General features: G+C 68.0%; 10 protein-coding genes and 1 pseudogene. 5 read left to right on the forward strand and 6 right to left on the reverse strand.

What is annotated here, in order from left to right; translation table 11 throughout:
• Positions 1-178: 178 nt before the first annotated feature.
• Both ACWC2T_RS31080 and ACWC2T_RS31085 read left to right on the forward strand, forming a co-directional pair.
• A pseudogene (locus ACWC2T_RS31080) lies at positions 179-2,104 on the forward strand (Eco57I restriction-modification methylase domain-containing protein); the annotation flags it as partial.
• A 1,677-nt stretch (positions 2,105-3,781) separates the two neighbouring features.
• Positions 3,782-5,032, forward strand: a complete 1,251-nt coding sequence (locus tag ACWC2T_RS31085; protein ID WP_450673714.1) for a hypothetical protein — start codon at positions 3,782-3,784, stop codon at positions 5,030-5,032.
• A gap of 115 nt (positions 5,033-5,147) precedes the next feature.
• On the opposite strand, the gene ACWC2T_RS31090 is transcribed toward ACWC2T_RS31085, so the two are convergent.
• Positions 5,148-5,333 (reverse strand): DUF397 domain-containing protein, encoded by a 186-nt coding sequence (locus ACWC2T_RS31090; protein ID WP_450673666.1) that lies wholly within the window; start codon positions 5,331-5,333, stop codon positions 5,148-5,150.
• The gene (locus ACWC2T_RS31095; protein WP_450673667.1) at positions 5,330-6,196 is read right to left on the reverse strand and encodes a helix-turn-helix domain-containing protein; all 867 of its coding nucleotides are present in this window, start codon (positions 6,194-6,196) and stop codon (positions 5,330-5,332) included. Before ACWC2T_RS31095 ends, ACWC2T_RS31090 begins: the two co-directional genes overlap by 4 nt.
• 183 nt (positions 6,197-6,379) lie before the next feature.
• Between ACWC2T_RS31095 and ACWC2T_RS31100 the strand changes: the two genes are divergently transcribed.
• The gene (locus ACWC2T_RS31100) at positions 6,380-6,850 is read left to right on the forward strand and encodes an ATP-binding protein (RefSeq protein WP_450673668.1); all 471 of its coding nucleotides are present in this window, start codon (positions 6,380-6,382) and stop codon (positions 6,848-6,850) included.
• A gap of 54 nt (positions 6,851-6,904) precedes the next feature.
• Here ACWC2T_RS31100 and ACWC2T_RS31105 read toward each other — a convergent pair whose 3' ends face one another.
• From ACWC2T_RS31105 to ACWC2T_RS31120, 4 genes are all read right to left on the reverse strand, one after another.
• Positions 6,905-8,746: a DUF262 domain-containing protein gene (locus ACWC2T_RS31105; protein WP_450673669.1), complete on the reverse strand. Its 1,842-nt coding sequence runs from the start codon at positions 8,744-8,746 to the stop codon at positions 6,905-6,907.
• A gap of 75 nt (positions 8,747-8,821) precedes the next feature.
• Positions 8,822-9,322 carry a hypothetical protein gene (locus ACWC2T_RS31110; RefSeq protein ID WP_450673670.1) on the reverse strand — a complete coding sequence of 167 codons (501 nt, stop codon included), beginning with the start codon at positions 9,320-9,322 and terminating at the stop codon, positions 8,822-8,824.
• A 230-nt stretch (positions 9,323-9,552) separates the two neighbouring features.
• Positions 9,553-10,758: a hypothetical protein gene (locus ACWC2T_RS31115; RefSeq protein ID WP_450673671.1), complete on the reverse strand. Its 1,206-nt coding sequence runs from the start codon at positions 10,756-10,758 to the stop codon at positions 9,553-9,555.
• Between the two features lie 50 nt (positions 10,759-10,808).
• Positions 10,809-11,120, reverse strand: a complete 312-nt coding sequence (locus ACWC2T_RS31120) for a calcium-binding protein (RefSeq protein WP_450673672.1) — start codon at positions 11,118-11,120, stop codon at positions 10,809-10,811.
• 98 nt (positions 11,121-11,218) lie between these two features.
• On the opposite strand from ACWC2T_RS31120, the gene ACWC2T_RS31125 reads away from it, so the two are divergent.
• Positions 11,219-13,036 (forward strand): DUF4357 domain-containing protein, encoded by a 1,818-nt coding sequence (locus ACWC2T_RS31125; protein ID WP_450673673.1) that lies wholly within the window; start codon positions 11,219-11,221, stop codon positions 13,034-13,036.
• Complete coding sequence (locus tag ACWC2T_RS31130) at positions 13,033-14,271, forward strand: McrC family protein (protein ID WP_450673674.1); 1,239 nt, start codon at positions 13,033-13,035, stop codon at positions 14,269-14,271. The genes ACWC2T_RS31125 and ACWC2T_RS31130 overlap by 4 nt, the downstream gene beginning before the upstream one ends.
• Positions 14,272-14,289 lie beyond the last annotated feature (18 nt).

Consider the following 14,289-nt stretch of genomic DNA (forward strand, 5'->3'; position numbering starts at 1 on the left):
GGAGCTGGGCTTCGGCCGCCTGACGCCGATCGGTACGGATGGCGTCACAGCCGACTCGGACGCGGAGAAGCGGTTCGAGGTCTCGCACCGCTGGCAGCACGCGCTCATCCACCAGGTGGCATGGAACGCCAACTTGGACAAGCGACCGGGCGGAGCGGGCACGGTCCCGCCGCAGTCGATGCTCCAGGAGTGCCTGAACCGGACCGAGGCCCACCTGTGGGGCATCCTGACGAACGGCCGCCAGGTCCGGCTGCTCCGGGACTCCAGCGCGCTGGCCACGGCGTCGTACGTCGAGTTCGACCTGGAGGCGATCTTCGACGGCGAGCTGTTCAGCGAGTTCGTGCTGCTGTACCAGCTGCTGCACGTGTCCCGCTTCGAGGTCGCGGAGGACGCGGCGCCATCGACGTGCTGGCTGGAGAAGTGGCGCACGGAGGCGATCGCCCAGGGCACCCGTGCTCTGGACCAGCTCAGGAAGGGCGTCCAGCGGGCCATCACGACCCTGGGCACGGGCTTCCTGAAGCACCCGGACAACCGGGAGTTGCGGGAGTCGCTGGAGGTCAAGACCTTCCACTACGCGCTGCTGCGCCTGGTCTACCGGCTCCTGTTCCTGTTCGTCGCCGAGGACCGCGAGGTCCTGCTGTCCCCGTGGGCGGACGAGACGGCGAGGGAGCGCTACGCCGCGTACTTCTCCTCGGCCCGCCTGCGCCGGCACGCCCACCGCCGCCGGGGTACGGCCCACGGTGACCTGTACCAGGCGCTGCGCTTCGTGCTGTCGGGCCTGGGCAACGATGACGGCCTGCCGGAGCTGGGCCTGCCGGGCCTGGGCGGCATCTTCGACGACACGGAGGCGGACAAGGTCCTGCACGGCCTGTCCCTGTCGAACGAGCCGCTGCTGGAGGCGGTCCGGGCGCTGTCGATCGTGCGGGACACGAGTAGCAAGCGGAACCGGGTGGTCGACTACCGCCACCTGGACGCGGAGGAGCTGGGCTCGATCTACGAGTCCTTGCTGGAGCTGGTCCCGAAGCACAACGCGAGCGAGCGCACCTTCGAGCTGGTCGAACTGGCGGGCAACGCGAGGAAGACAACGGGTTCCTACTACACCCCGTCCTCCCTCATCGAGTGCCTGCTGGACTCGGCGCTGGACCCGGTGATCGACGACGCGGTGAAGCGCGGCGAGATCCGGGCGACGCGCTCGGGCCAACCGGACCCAGGCCCGGCCATCGTCGAGGAACTGCTGAACCTGACGGTCTGCGACCCGGCCTGCGGCTCCGGCCACTTCCTGGTGGCTGCGGCTCGGCGGATCGCCAAGCGGGTGGCGGCGGTACGGGAGCAGAACCCGGAGCCGACGATCGACGCGGTGCGGCACGCGCTGCACGAGGTGGTCGCGCGCTGCATCTACGGTGTCGACCTCAACCCGATGGCGGTCGAGCTGGCCAAGGTGTCGCTGTGGCTGGAGGCCCTGGAGCCGGGCAAGCCGCTGGGCTTCCTGGACGCCCACGTCAAGCACGGCAACGCGCTGATCGGGGCTACGCCGGCGCTGCTGGCGAAGGGCATCCCTGATGATGCGTTCAAGCCGATCGAGGGGGATGACAAGAAGATCGCGGCGGCCATCAAGAAGCGGAACGCGGCCGAGCGGAGTGGCCAGCTGAGCTTCCACACGGAAGAGCGCATCTGGGTGTCGAACGCGGCATTCGCGGCGAGCCTGCGTGAGATCACTGCCGCTTCAGCGGACACCCTGCGCGACGTCCGCCTCCAGTCGAGCCGCTTCCGGGAACTGGAGCAGTCGACGGACTATCTCCGGGCGCTGCACATCGGCGACGCCTGGTGCGCGGCCTTCGTCTGGCCCAAGTTCCAGAGCGCGCCGACTCCGGTGACGGAGGGGGTCTTCCGCGACCTCCAGAGCGCGGGCGCGGGCATCCCCGTGAGCACGAACGACGAGATCATCCGGCTTGCCCAGCAGTACAAGTTCTTCCATTGGCACCTGGAGTTTCCGGAGGTGTTCGCGGTCTCGGAGGCTGCGGGCGGGGGCATTGATCCGTGGGTGGGGTGGGCTGGGGGCTTCTCCTGTGTGTTGGGGAATCCGCCGTGGGAGCGCATCAAGCTGCAGGAACAGGAGTTCTTCGCCCAGCGGGACACCGCCATCGCGACCGCCGCCAATGCCGCGACGCGCCGTGCACTCATCGCAGCGCTGCCACGCACGAATCAGGAACTGGCGGAAGAGTTCTCGGCGACCAAGCGGCAGGGAGATGGCGAAGCCCACTTCATCAGAGACTCGGCCGCTTATCCCCTCACGGGTTTGGGGACCGTCAACACGTACGCCGCCTTCTCAGAGGGTGGCCGACGACTCATGGGACGACGCGGCCGCATGGGCGTCATCGTGCCGACCGGTATCGCGACGGACGCAACGACCCAATTCTTCTTCAAGGATTTGGTGCGCAACGGATCCATCGCGGCTCTGTACGACTTCGAGAATCGCAGCGGACTGTTCCCCGCCGTTGACTCGCGCATGAAATTCAGCATCCTATCCCTCACCGGCCGCGCCCTCCGCGAACCGGCTGCACGCTTCGCCTTCTTCCTCCATGACCCGGCGGAGCTGAATGACGGGGACAAGACGTTCACTCTCGCTCCGGAGGAGATCACCCTCCTCAACCCCAACACGGGCACGTGCCCCGTCTTCCGGTCCCGCCACGACGCCGAGCTCTGCCTCTCCCTCTACCGCCATGTCCCGGTTCTAATCCGAGCACACGGCACCGACGGCAACCGCTGGGGCATCTCGCTGGGACGGATGTTCCACATGTCCCAGGACGCGCATCTGTTCCACACCCGCCCGTCACTCGAAGCCGCGGGCTGGACCCTTGTCGGTAACCGCTTCACAAAAGAGAGCGACGAGATGCTACCTCTCTACGAGGGGCGCATGGGACACCAGTACAACCACCGTTTCTCCGATTCGGCGGGATCGCACGAGACGACCCGACTCGAGCTGGCAACCGCCGACTTCACCGTGCAGCCCCAGTACTGGGTATCCCGTGAGGAGACACGTAGGCGTCAGCAACGCCGACGTACCGACTGCCAGACTGCGCTGCTCGGGCAGCGGCGTATCGCACGCAACAACGACGAGCGCACGTCCATCGCCACACTCCTGCCGTGGGGAGCGGTCTCCTACGGATGGACTCTGTCGTTCGGTCCCTCCGCCGAACAGCTCGCTCTTCTGGTAGCCGCATACAATTCGTTCCCCTATGACTACGCTCTGCGGAACAGTTTCAGCCAGCCGAGCGTTCCGCAGAGCACGTTCGAGCAAGTGCCCATACCGTTCCCGGACGATCTCGGACGGCACCGCGAGTTCATCGTGCCGCGTGTCGCTGAACTCACATACACAGCACACGATATGGCGCCGTTCGCACGCGACCTGGGCGACACCGCCGCCCCGTTCTGCTGGGACGACCACAGACGTACCGTGACGCGGGCCGAACTGGACGCCCTTTTTTTCCACCTCTACGGATTCTCCCGGATGGACGCCGATTACGTGCTCGACACCTTCCCCATCGCCCGCCGCAAGGACGAGGCGAAGTACGGCACATACCACACCAAGGACCTGATCCTCGCTGAGTACGATCGCATGGCCGCAGCCGGCGTCAGCCTCGAGAACCCGTTGGTGGACGGCGAGAACTTCACCTCCACCCTCACCCCGCCCCCGGGCCCCGGCACCCTGCCTGACCGCCCGGCGATCGCCGCGCGCACCCCGACCGTCCTCAACTGCGAGAAGCCACTTCAGGAGCGGGCGATGGACAACGAGATTCAGCTGATCAGTGACGGTGACGGACTGGCGGTCATCGGGAATGCGACGGATGTCGAACGCTTCCTCGTCTCGGAGGGACTGCCGTCCAAGGACCTCGGACTGCAACGGCTCCAGTCCGTCTTCGGTACCGGGGCTGCAGCCGCGCAGGCAGGCTCGGAGATCGCCGCCGCCTCCGGTCGCTGGGTGAAGCTGACCCAGGAGTCCGCGGAGCGTGTCAAGAAGTTCGGGCTGATGGAAAGCAAGACACCAGGCGTCAGCCATGCGATGGTGGGGAAACCTGGCTCGATCAAGTCATGGCTCCAGATCGAGAAGGGGGCCGGCTCGTTCCTCACCAACCCGGCGCTTCTGTCTGGTGCTGCGGGGATCATGGCACAGCTCGCGATGCAGCAGACCATGGATGAGATCACCGACTATCTCGCCACGATCGACGAAAAGGTCGATGACGTGCTCCGCGCCCAGAAGGACGCCGTGGTGGCCCGCATGATCGGAGTGGACCTCATGATCGAGGAGACCATGACCATCCGAGAGCAGGTGGGCCGGGTCTCCGAGGTCACGTGGTCGAAGGTGCAGGCCGCGCCAGCGACGATCGCAGACACCCAGGCGTACGCGTTGCGTCAACTCGACGCACTCGCGGAAAAGATGGAGCACAAAACCAAGATCGGCGATCTCGCCACGATGGCCAAGGAAGCCGAGTCCAAGACGCAGGAGTGGCTCGCTGTGCTGGCTCGTTGCTTCCAACTGCAGGACGCGATCGCCGTGCTCGAACTCGACCGAGTGCTCGACGCGGCTCCGGACGAGCTGGACCAGCATCGTCTCGGGCTTCGGGCTGCACGCCGGAACCGGCTGGATCTCATCGCGCGGAGCACCGAGCGTCTGGTGGCCCGGATGGATGCGGCTGCTGGCACGGCCAACGCGAAGGTGCTGCTGAACCCAATCAAGTCCCCGGCTGTAGTCAAGTCCAGCAACCATGTCGTAACCAGCGTCCATGACTTCCACGGGCGGCTCGGGATTGAGTCCGGTCGCCAGTCCTCGGAGACGAGACGATGGGTGGACGCGGCCGCGGAGGCGAGGGACAAGGCGCTCGAGACAGGAGCAAAAAGCGTCGACGCCGCCATCAGCCTCGGCAACGAGACCCTCGACCGGGCCAGCTCGGTAACGGGCAAACTCTCCAGCGGGATCGCCGAGCGAGCGCGCCGTCTGCTCGGGGACGAGGAGGAACGCGACGGGGAAGGCTGAGAGAGCGCCGACCGCCAGCCACGTGCGCAGCCCGACTACACCCCCAACTGCGAAGAGCCGATTGGCGCGTCACGGTGGCGTGCGCATGCGGGCCTGCCACCGTGACGCGGTGCCTTCAGGCCTCCGCCACAAAGTCCAGGAAGCGCAACCAGCCGTCCCGGCCCAGGGCAAGGGGAGTGCGCATCGCATCCTTGGAGTCTCGAACGTGAACGGCCTGCGCGGTGACCGCGACCTCGACGCAGTCGTCTCCCGAGCTGCCGCTGTAGCTGGACTTGAACCAGACGATTTCCGTCGTGCTCATAGCTCTCCTCGCAGTCGCTCCAGCAGACCCCGCGAGTCTTTGGGGTTCAGGGCCTGCGAGCGCAGTGTGTCATAGCGCTGATGGAGGAGGCTTACCTCTTTCGGCCCAGTGATCAGCCGTCCGCTCTCCTGCCCTTCCGAGTACGCGAGCCGCCTGCCCTCAGGGATTTCCAGTAGCCGTAAAGGGCCGTCCATGCACGAGTGATACTCGGCTTCCAGAGGCACGATTTGCAGGGTCACGTTGCGAGGAGCGGTGTGCTCCAATACGTGCTCCAGTTGGCCGCGCAGTACGTCGACGCCGCCCAACCTGCGCCGGAAGACGGCCTCCTCGACGATGAAGCTGAACGGGACGGTCGACCGCTCCCGAAGCATCGTCTGCCGCTCCAGCCTCGCCGCCACCTGTGCTTCCAACTGCTCGTCCGTCAGGAGCGGAATCCGGTTCTCGAAGAGCGCCCGCGCATACCCCTCCGACTGCAACAACCCGGGCACCAACCGGCACTCATACGTGCACAGACTCACCGCCACCCGCTCCAGCCTCGCCCACCGCCGGAACCAAGCCGCCAGCCCCGCCTCTCCCCTCGTCAGGAACCGAGCAGCCCTCCGCAGCGCCCCGGTGTTCCCCAGCACCTCCTCCGCCCGCTCCACGAACGACTCGTCCGGCATCCGCCGCCCCAACTCCACCGACTCCACGGTGTGCTTGGAGAACCGCACCAGCTCCCCGAACTCGGCCCTGCTGTACCCTGCGTGTTCCCGCAGGGCCTGGACGACCGCTCCGAACGTCCGCAGACTGTCCGACGGGTCCGGCTCCCGTTCCACCTCGCACACCGTCAGCTCATCACTCGCCCCCACGCCACCGCCCGTCATACGCGGTCACCTCCGATGCCTGCCTGCATGGCCGCTGCCAGCCGTTGCCGTCGTCCCAGCACTGGACAACACCCAGCGTGACCGCAGGTTTCGCGTACCGTCCACAGAACGCGCCCGTACGCTGACGCACCGTACGGGCCGCCCCCCTGGATCACGCTCCCGTGCGCCCGCCACCGTGGCCCCATGAACACGACCACGCCTCAGCTCCGCTCCCCCCTACGCGACTTCGCGCAGCAGCTGTCGTCCACCCGCCGCGGAGCCCGACTCGCCCGCCTGCTCACCTACGAGCAGCTGCGCTGCTGGGAGGTGTCCCCCACCGTCACTGAGCGTGCCGAGCAGATCGTGGCCGAACTGGCCGCGAACGCCGTCCTGCACGGCCGCGTCCAAGGCCGTGACTTCCGCCTCACGCTCACCCTGGACCACCCGTCCGCCGGCGTCGTCGTCCTCCGCATCGCCGTCACCGATGCCCGAGGCGACCAACTGCCCGCCGCGTCGACGGACTTCGAGACACCACCCGACGCCGAAACGGGCCGTGGGCTCCTGCTCGTCACCACCCTGGCCGACCGATGGGGCACCGAGCCGTATCCGCCCGGCGGCAAGACCGTGTGGGCCGAACTCGGCCTCGGTCAGCGCGAGCCGAGGCCAATCGGTTAGGAGTTGCGAGTCACCAGCTCACCGGCCGGGCGAGCGGACCGTTCTTCCCCGGCCCTACAGCCCCTCGTTCCCCGGATCGGGTTCATCGTCCGGAACCGTCTGCCCGGCCTCCAGTGCGACGGCGGCCGGCTCCTGGTCCGTGCGGGCGTGCACGTCCAGAAGGGTCACGAGACGCTGTCGCATGCGCTCCCGGCGTACGTCGTAGAACTCCAGGAACCCCGTCACGTCCTCGGGCAGGCCGATGGCGTCGAACTCCCGCAGCCAGCTTTCCCGCTCGGCGTCCGACCGGAAGTGCTTCCGAAGCCAGTCGGCCGGCAGAGAGGCCTGCTTGGAAGTGTTCTCGCCTCCTCTGAGGAGTTGCAGGTTGGCTGCCCTGTCCGCGCGGTCCTCGATCAGCGGAAGCGCGTCCTCGGGTACACCTGCCTTGCGCAGCTTGGCCCGTGACCGCAGGAGGCTGCGCGGGAAGATGTGGTCTTCGTGGAAGTGGTCACGGGTGTCGACACCGGGATACAGCATCGCCAGCATCGGGAACAGCCGCTTCGATCCGTACTTGAGGTCCAGGAGGTCGTCGATCTCGGCCGGCTCGAAGCGCAGCGACTTGCCCTGTCGGGCCATCTCACGTTCGATGGCCTCGGTCGGCCAGCCCTGGCCGCCCTCCTTCTCCAGAGTCGTGCGCAGGCCGGTGAGCAGCCGGTCGAGACCGCTGCCCCACACGCCGGACTTCATGAGCGAGCGTTGGAGCCAGCGGCGGATCGCCGCGCGGTCGTCCCGGAACGCCTCCGAAGTTCGGTAGTTCTCACCCAGGTTGCGGCGATGGAGGTAGTAGGCCAGCGGGATCAGCACGCTGTTGGCCGTGAGCGTGACACCGGAGAACCCGAAGTCAGCGAGCAGTGCCACACCGAGACGCAGGGCGCCCTCGATGTCGGACCAGTGCTTCTCCAGGTTCGTCATGGTCTCGCGGTCGAAGTTGTCGACCTTGAAGCGGATGTCCCCCTTGCCGAGCAGCACCAGACCCGTCTTGAGGACCAGGTCCTTGCTGAAGGCGAAGCCCTGGCCTACTGCGTTCAGCTCGTCGACGAGCCGGTGGATGGTCTCCCTGGCGTCACGCTCGCCCCACTGCGCGGTGGCGACCGACAGCAGCAGGTCGGAGTAGGAGAGAACCGCCCCGCCCGAGTTGACCCGGATGAAGATGTTGAGGACCTTGTCCAGCTCCTGCGCTTCCTCCAGGAAGAAGTTCACGGTCGGGACGACGTGGACGACTTCCTGGAGGCGGCTCAGCACATCGCCGGCCGTGTCGTTGTCCACGATCCCGCGGTGCTGAAGGGTGCGGACGGCGTCCCGGACGGTGCGTACTTCACGCACGTCCTGAACACGGTACCAGTGAGCGCCGCCGCTCTCGGTCCCCGCCGTGGCCTCCTCCGGCGTCAGGAACCGGAAGTCGTACTCGACTCCCAGGTCGTCGTCCTGTCCGCGGTGCAGGAGATCCACGTACAGGAACTTCTTCGGGTAGGCGAGGGGGTTGTTCGCCCACATGCGCGGGAGCTTCGCGGTGAACGACCCGTACAGACCTATGTTCAGGGCCGTCAGCCGCTGCTGGCCGTCCAGGATCGCCGTGACCGCCCGGCTGCCGAGGGGGCCCGTCGGCGCGCAGTGGGCGTTGTCACGCTCGTGGTAGTCGCGCATGAAGTCGTAGAAGGTGAAGCGGCCGGCGTTGCCCTCCTGGACCTGCCACATGAGGAACGAGCCGATCGGGTAGCCGCGCATCAGGCTGTCGAACAGCCGGGTGATCTTGTCGCGCGACCAGACGAACTCCCGCTGGATCGCCGGCAACACGTACTCGCGGCGATGGATCCGCTCCAGCGCGCTAGCGATCGTGATGGGCGTCTGGAATGACATGCGTCCCCCCACCGGACTCAGACTTCGTCCACACCGTATCGCTCCCGGTCGGGGCCCCGCAGCGAACGGCGACGCTCAGAGCGACGCAGGCTCCCACCGGTACCCGTCGCGGACTTCGCCGTACGGCCGCAACAGCGGCTTCAGCTCCGTCCGCACGAGGCTGGCATCACCCGGCGGGAGCGTCAGCGACGCCCGTCGCATGCGGACGCTCCACGTGGCGGGGTCGGGGAAGACCGACAGCCGCGGAACCAGGTCGCGCAGGACCAGTCCCTCGCGGAAGCCTGCCAGGCCGGACACCTCCAGGCGGCAGCCCTCCGTGAACGTCCGCTCCCCGAAGACGACCGGCTCGTCCAGGACCCGCACGGGACTGGCAACCACAGCCCGGCCGATGACACGTCCCAGGTCGCGCGTGGGGTTCCGGAAGCAGAGTCGTGTGGTGTAAAGGAAGACCTCGTCACCCTCCTCCAGGGCTCGGGCCGCCGTGGACCGCCCCGCCGGGAACGCCATCCGCTGCTCGGTCACCACCCAGCTCAGGGCGGCTCGGTCTCCGATGATCAGCAGGTGCGTGGACGGCATGCCGATCACGATAGCCGGGGTCGGGCCGCCGGGCGCGCCTGCGGCTCCACGCCTCCGTATCACGCGCGGTCACCTGGTGATGCTGACCGCAGCCGGGGCCCCGGGCCGGGGCTTCCGCCCCGGCAGCCGTCTCACAGACGGGGGCCCGCCCAGCACGACCGCCAGCGCCTCCGGCCTCACTCTCTGCACCTACCGGTGTTGCGCCGCAGTCACGGCCGCGCGAACGGTGACTATCGACGGCCGGCGGCAAGCGCGCTGAGGCGGTCGCCGATGACGGAGACACCAGGGCGGGGCTCGTTCGCGTAGTACCAGGGCTTACGCCGGCGCAGCAGCGCCTCGCCGTGCTCGCTCCACGTGAATCCGGGCTTCCGTAGCAGCTTTCGGAACACAGCATCGGCCGTCTCCGGGTGCGCGGCAGCCAGTCGGCGGATCGGGAGCGGCCCGATCGACTCCTCGCGCAGATACGTGCGCAGCAGGTCCTGGTACTGCCTGCGGCCCGCGAGCGCCGGGTCCGTGAAGAGGTCTCGCAGCATTCCGTAGTCCGCGTAGAAGTTGAGCCCGTCGACCTGGTCGTAGATGACACCGATGGTGTCCGAGCCCGCCAGTTCCGGCGGCAACTCGAAGAAGGGCAGGTCCGGGCCGGGCAGCCGCCTGCCCCGGGCGCGGTCGGGCTGTCCGGCGACGGCGGCCTCTTGGCGGTGGCGGTAGTAGGCGTTGAGGAGGTCCTGGGCTTCGGCAGGCGGAAGGGCCAGTTCGTCGCCGCCGCAGAACTCGACGAACGCGGCCCGGTCCTCCCGCATCGCCTGCCACCCCTGCTCGACCTTCTGGGGGTTGCGGAAGACCAGTTCGGGTCGGCTGGTGGCCAGTTGGAGAGCGGCCTGGGCGATCTCGGTCGCGCTGGACTTGGGGTAGCTCGACATCGACCCGGACACCAGCCACGCCCCGCCGGCCGAGTGAACCGGTACCAGGCAGGTGTGGAGGAAGCCCCCCTTGGACACTCCGCGGAATGCCGCCCGTCCCACACTCGAGTACGTGTGGTACTCCAGGTCGTCGACCAGGTTCAGCAGGACGACGGCATCCTTTTCCTTGCGCTGGATCTCGAAGATGCCCTCAACCGGGTCACGCCAGCCGAGCAACATCTCCCGGTCGACCGCGGTCAAGTCCTTCCGTCCGGCGACGAACCGGTCCACCACCGTCGAACCGTCCGGCAGGCGGTACCGCAGGATGAAGTGGTCGACGATCCGGATCGCCTCGCCCTCGTCCAGCTGCAGCTCTGGGCCTGCGGCCTCCAGCAGGAGGGGCGTCAACCACCGGTCGAAGCGGGAGCTCTGCCCGAAGGCGACCAGCTGCCCTTTCAACTCGGCACTGCGCTCGATGAGGTGGGTCAGCGACCGTTCGCCGACTTCCTGGTGCGTGCCCTGTTCGGCGTCAGCCATGTCCAACCCTTCCACACAACCGGTTCCGCATGGGTACGAGGTGCCCGGCCTCAACCGGCCCAGTGACGGTACGCCTCGATCCACCGCGCACCCTCGGGCGCCGGGCTGGGCAAAGGCAGATCCAGGATTCCGATCGACTGCCGCATGCCGCCGCGAGAGCACAGGGCGACGATCCTCCCGTCCGGCGTGACGTCGATGCCGCCCACGGTCACCTCGACACCGAGAACCACAGTGGTGAAGGGCAGGTCGAGATGCTCCTCAAGCAGGGTGAACAGACCGGTCAGCTGCTCGTCCTCGTTGTAGGCGTCGACAGTCGCCTCTTCGATCATGGCCTCGAGCTCGGCCGTGTCCAACGGGCTCATGGGGCAACACTAACGACCCACGTCGGCACTCGCCGTTGTCGGAGGAGGGCCCTATCGTTCTCGGTGGATCTTTGCGTGGTGTGGGGGGAGTGGTGACCATGGCCGGCGACGGCGTGCAGTACCCGGAGTTCTATCTGCGGCTGCCGAACGGCGGGCCGGTCGCCCAAGGGCGCCCTACGGATGAGGTGGGCGACAACGGCAGCCGCAGCTTCGTCGTAGATGCCGGCCAGCCCGTTCGGCCCCAGGTCGTGCCATCGTTCGCCGGCCGGGCGGCGGCCGCGCAGCGGCAGCGCGAGGAGCTGATTCGGGAGGGGCGGATCGGGCAGTCCGAGAAGTGGCCCGGTTGGCTGGAGACGACGGAAGCAATCACCTTCGGTTCCCCGTCGAGAGCGGCGGCGGTGCTGACGGGCCGCAACCCGAACGGCTGGGTCGACTGGAAGACCGAGGACGGCAGGCCCCTCGCCGACTTCATGCCGGGGACCTGGCCCGGCCCGAACCGCCCGTGGCTGGTGCGCGGTTCGAACGTCAGCGGGCTGGACCTCGTCCAGCGGCTGTGGCTGTCCGAAGGGCGGGTCACCCTCGCCGCGTCGCGGCTTCGGCAGGGTGTCGGGCAGGGCGTCAGCAAGGACCAGCTGCGCGCACTGGTCCAGGAGGACTACGAGTCCACGGCCACCTACAGCCAGAAGCAACAGCTGGTGGAAGAGTTCCACGCGTTCCTGTCGCGCATGAAGCCCGGCGACACGGTCTGCACCATCTCCGATGGGCGCCTGTACGTCGGGGAGATCACCGGTGAAGTGGAACAGACGGAGTCCGAGGACCGGCGGTCCAATCTGCGCCGGCCCGTGGAGTGGCGGCCCGATGGCCATCCGTACGACGAACTGCCCGAGGAACTGCAGCAGAGGCTGTCCGTCCAGCACGACGTCGTCGACCTGTCGTCCGTCCAGGCTTTCGTCGAGGGGCTGGGCCTGAGCGATCAGGAGCTGGCCGAGGAAGCCGAGGCCATAGAACGGGATCCGAGCATCGAACTCGCCGCACTCACCGCCCGCCGCGAACTCGAACTGCCCGAGCCGACGAACGAGCTGACCGCCGAACTCCTCGTACATGACGTGGAATGGCTGCGCGAGATCCGAGACCTGCTGTGGGACGAGCGGCAGCTCGTGCTGTACGGGCCGCCCGGCACCGGAAAGACGTACCTGGGGCTGAAGCTCGCGGAGTTCCTGGGTGGGGGCCCGGAGCAGGTCAAGCTCGTGCAGTTCCATCCTTCCTACGCGTACGAGGACTTCTTCGAGGGCTTCCGGCCACAGGAGAACCCGGAGACGCGGGAGGTCGCCTTCCGGCTCACCGCCGGGCCGCTGCGCGAACTCGCCGACCTCGCCTCCCGCGAGGGCAACCGGCACATCCCGCACTTCCTGATCATCGATGAGATCAACCGCGCCAACCTGGCGAAGGTCTTCGGCGAGCTGTACTTCCTGCTGGAGTACCGCAACAAGTCGGTGCGGCTGACCTACTCCGGTGACGACTTCGCGCTGCCGCCAAACCTCTTCGTGATCGGCACCATGAACACCGCGGACCGGTCCATCGCGCTCGTGGACGCGGCGATGCGTCGTCGCTTCGCGTTCGTCGAGCTCTCGCCCCGTACGGAGCCGACGAGCGGGTTGCTGCGCCGCTGGCTGGTCAGGGAGGGCAAGGACACAGAGCCCGCGGATCTGCTCGACGCGCTCAACTCCCGCATCGATGACCATGACTTCCGCATCGGGCCCTCGTACCTGATGAAGAAGGGGGTCTATCGGGAGGGCGGCCTCGAGCGGACCTGGCGGACGAAGATACTGCCGCTTCTGGAGGAGCACCACTACGGGGAAGGCGTGGACATCGAGAAGCGGTACGGGCTGGCCGCGCTGCGGGAGTCCCTGGCGTGACGGCCGTCATCGCAGTCGAAGGGCCGGCGTCGTCCGTCGAGCTGACGGAGCACGCGCCGGCGGTCAGCCTCGCCCTGCCGGACGGCGTCGGCCGGGCCCTCGCCGCCGGGGACATCGTGGATGCGGCACCCGATGCCTACACGCCGGGCCGCTGGTCGTTGCGCGCCGGCAGCACGGTCGGCGCGGTGGCCGTCTCGGTGCCGGGCGGCGGGGAGCCTTTCACCGTGCGCGTCAAGCCCAAGGTGCCCATGACCCGTCTCTTCTTCCTGCTCGGCTACAGCCTCGACCCCAAAGGCGCATGGCGGGACGGGGACGTTGAGGTGGCCGAGCACCGCGGCCTGCTGCCCGCACTCGCTCACGCCGTGGAGCGGAAGGTGGACCTGGCCCTGCGACAAGGCCTGTTGCAGGGGTACCGGGCCACGGAGGAGACGGCTCTCGTCGTGCGCGGCCGGATCCGGGAGGCCGAGCAGATACGGCGGCAGTTCGGCGCCACCCTGCCGGTGGAGGTGGCATACGACGAGTTCACCACGGACATCGCGGAGAACCGCATCCTGCGGGCGGCCGTCGAGCGTCTCCTGCGCTTGCCTGGTGTACCGCGCGACGTGCGCCGAAGACTGCTGCACCAGCGTGCCCGGCTCGCCGACGTCGCGGCGATCGTCCGCGGACAGCCGCTCCCCGAGTGGCGGCCGACGCGCCTCAACGCCCGGTATCACCAGGCCCTCCTCCTTGCCCGTGCCGTGCTCGAGGGCACCTCGGCCGAGCACGCGCCCGGCGGGCTGCGGATCGACGGATTCCTGCTCGACATGAACAAGCTTTTCGAGGACTTCGTAACCGTCGCTCTCCGGGAGGCTTTTCGCGGCTCGGGATTCTCCGTCCGGTTCCAGGACACGCACCACCTCGACGACGCCGCCGCGATCCGGATGAAACCGGACTTCGTGTTGTACGGGCCGGGCGGCACCCCGTGCGCGGTGGCGGACGCGAAGTACAAGGCGGAGAAGCGGGGCGGCTTTCCGGACGCCGACCTGTACCAGATGCTGGCGTACTGCACCGCCCTGGGACTCCGCGAAGGGCACCTGGTGTATGCGAAGGGCAACGCCTCACACGGGGCCCACCGCGTGCGTCACGCGGGCATCGTGATCCACCAGCATGCCCTGGAGCTCGACCAGGAGCCGGCGGGGCTGCTCGCGGACATCGCGGCGACCGCCCGGCGCATGACCGGCCCGGGACGCGACTGACCTGCGCGGACCACTCGG

Source organism: Streptomyces sp. NPDC001393 (genome assembly GCF_053597455.1).

Coding starts and splice junctions, on each gene's coding strand:
- ACWC2T_RS31085 (WP_450673714.1), top strand. CDS start 3,782: ATGGACAACGAGATTCAGCTGATCAGTGACGGTGACGGACTGGCGGTC.
- ACWC2T_RS31090 (WP_450673666.1), bottom strand. CDS start 5,333: ATGAGCACGACGGAAATCGTCTGGTTCAAGTCCAGCTACAGCGGCAGC.
- ACWC2T_RS31095 (WP_450673667.1), bottom strand. CDS start 6,196: ATGACGGGCGGTGGCGTGGGGGCGAGTGATGAGCTGACGGTGTGCGAG.
- ACWC2T_RS31100 (WP_450673668.1), top strand. CDS start 6,380: ATGAACACGACCACGCCTCAGCTCCGCTCCCCCCTACGCGACTTCGCG.
- ACWC2T_RS31105 (WP_450673669.1), bottom strand. CDS start 8,746: ATGTCATTCCAGACGCCCATCACGATCGCTAGCGCGCTGGAGCGGATC.
- ACWC2T_RS31110 (WP_450673670.1), bottom strand. CDS start 9,322: ATGCCGTCCACGCACCTGCTGATCATCGGAGACCGAGCCGCCCTGAGC.
- ACWC2T_RS31115 (WP_450673671.1), bottom strand. CDS start 10,758: ATGGCTGACGCCGAACAGGGCACGCACCAGGAAGTCGGCGAACGGTCG.
- ACWC2T_RS31120 (WP_450673672.1), bottom strand. CDS start 11,120: ATGAGCCCGTTGGACACGGCCGAGCTCGAGGCCATGATCGAAGAGGCG.
- ACWC2T_RS31125 (WP_450673673.1), top strand. CDS start 11,219: ATGGCCGGCGACGGCGTGCAGTACCCGGAGTTCTATCTGCGGCTGCCG.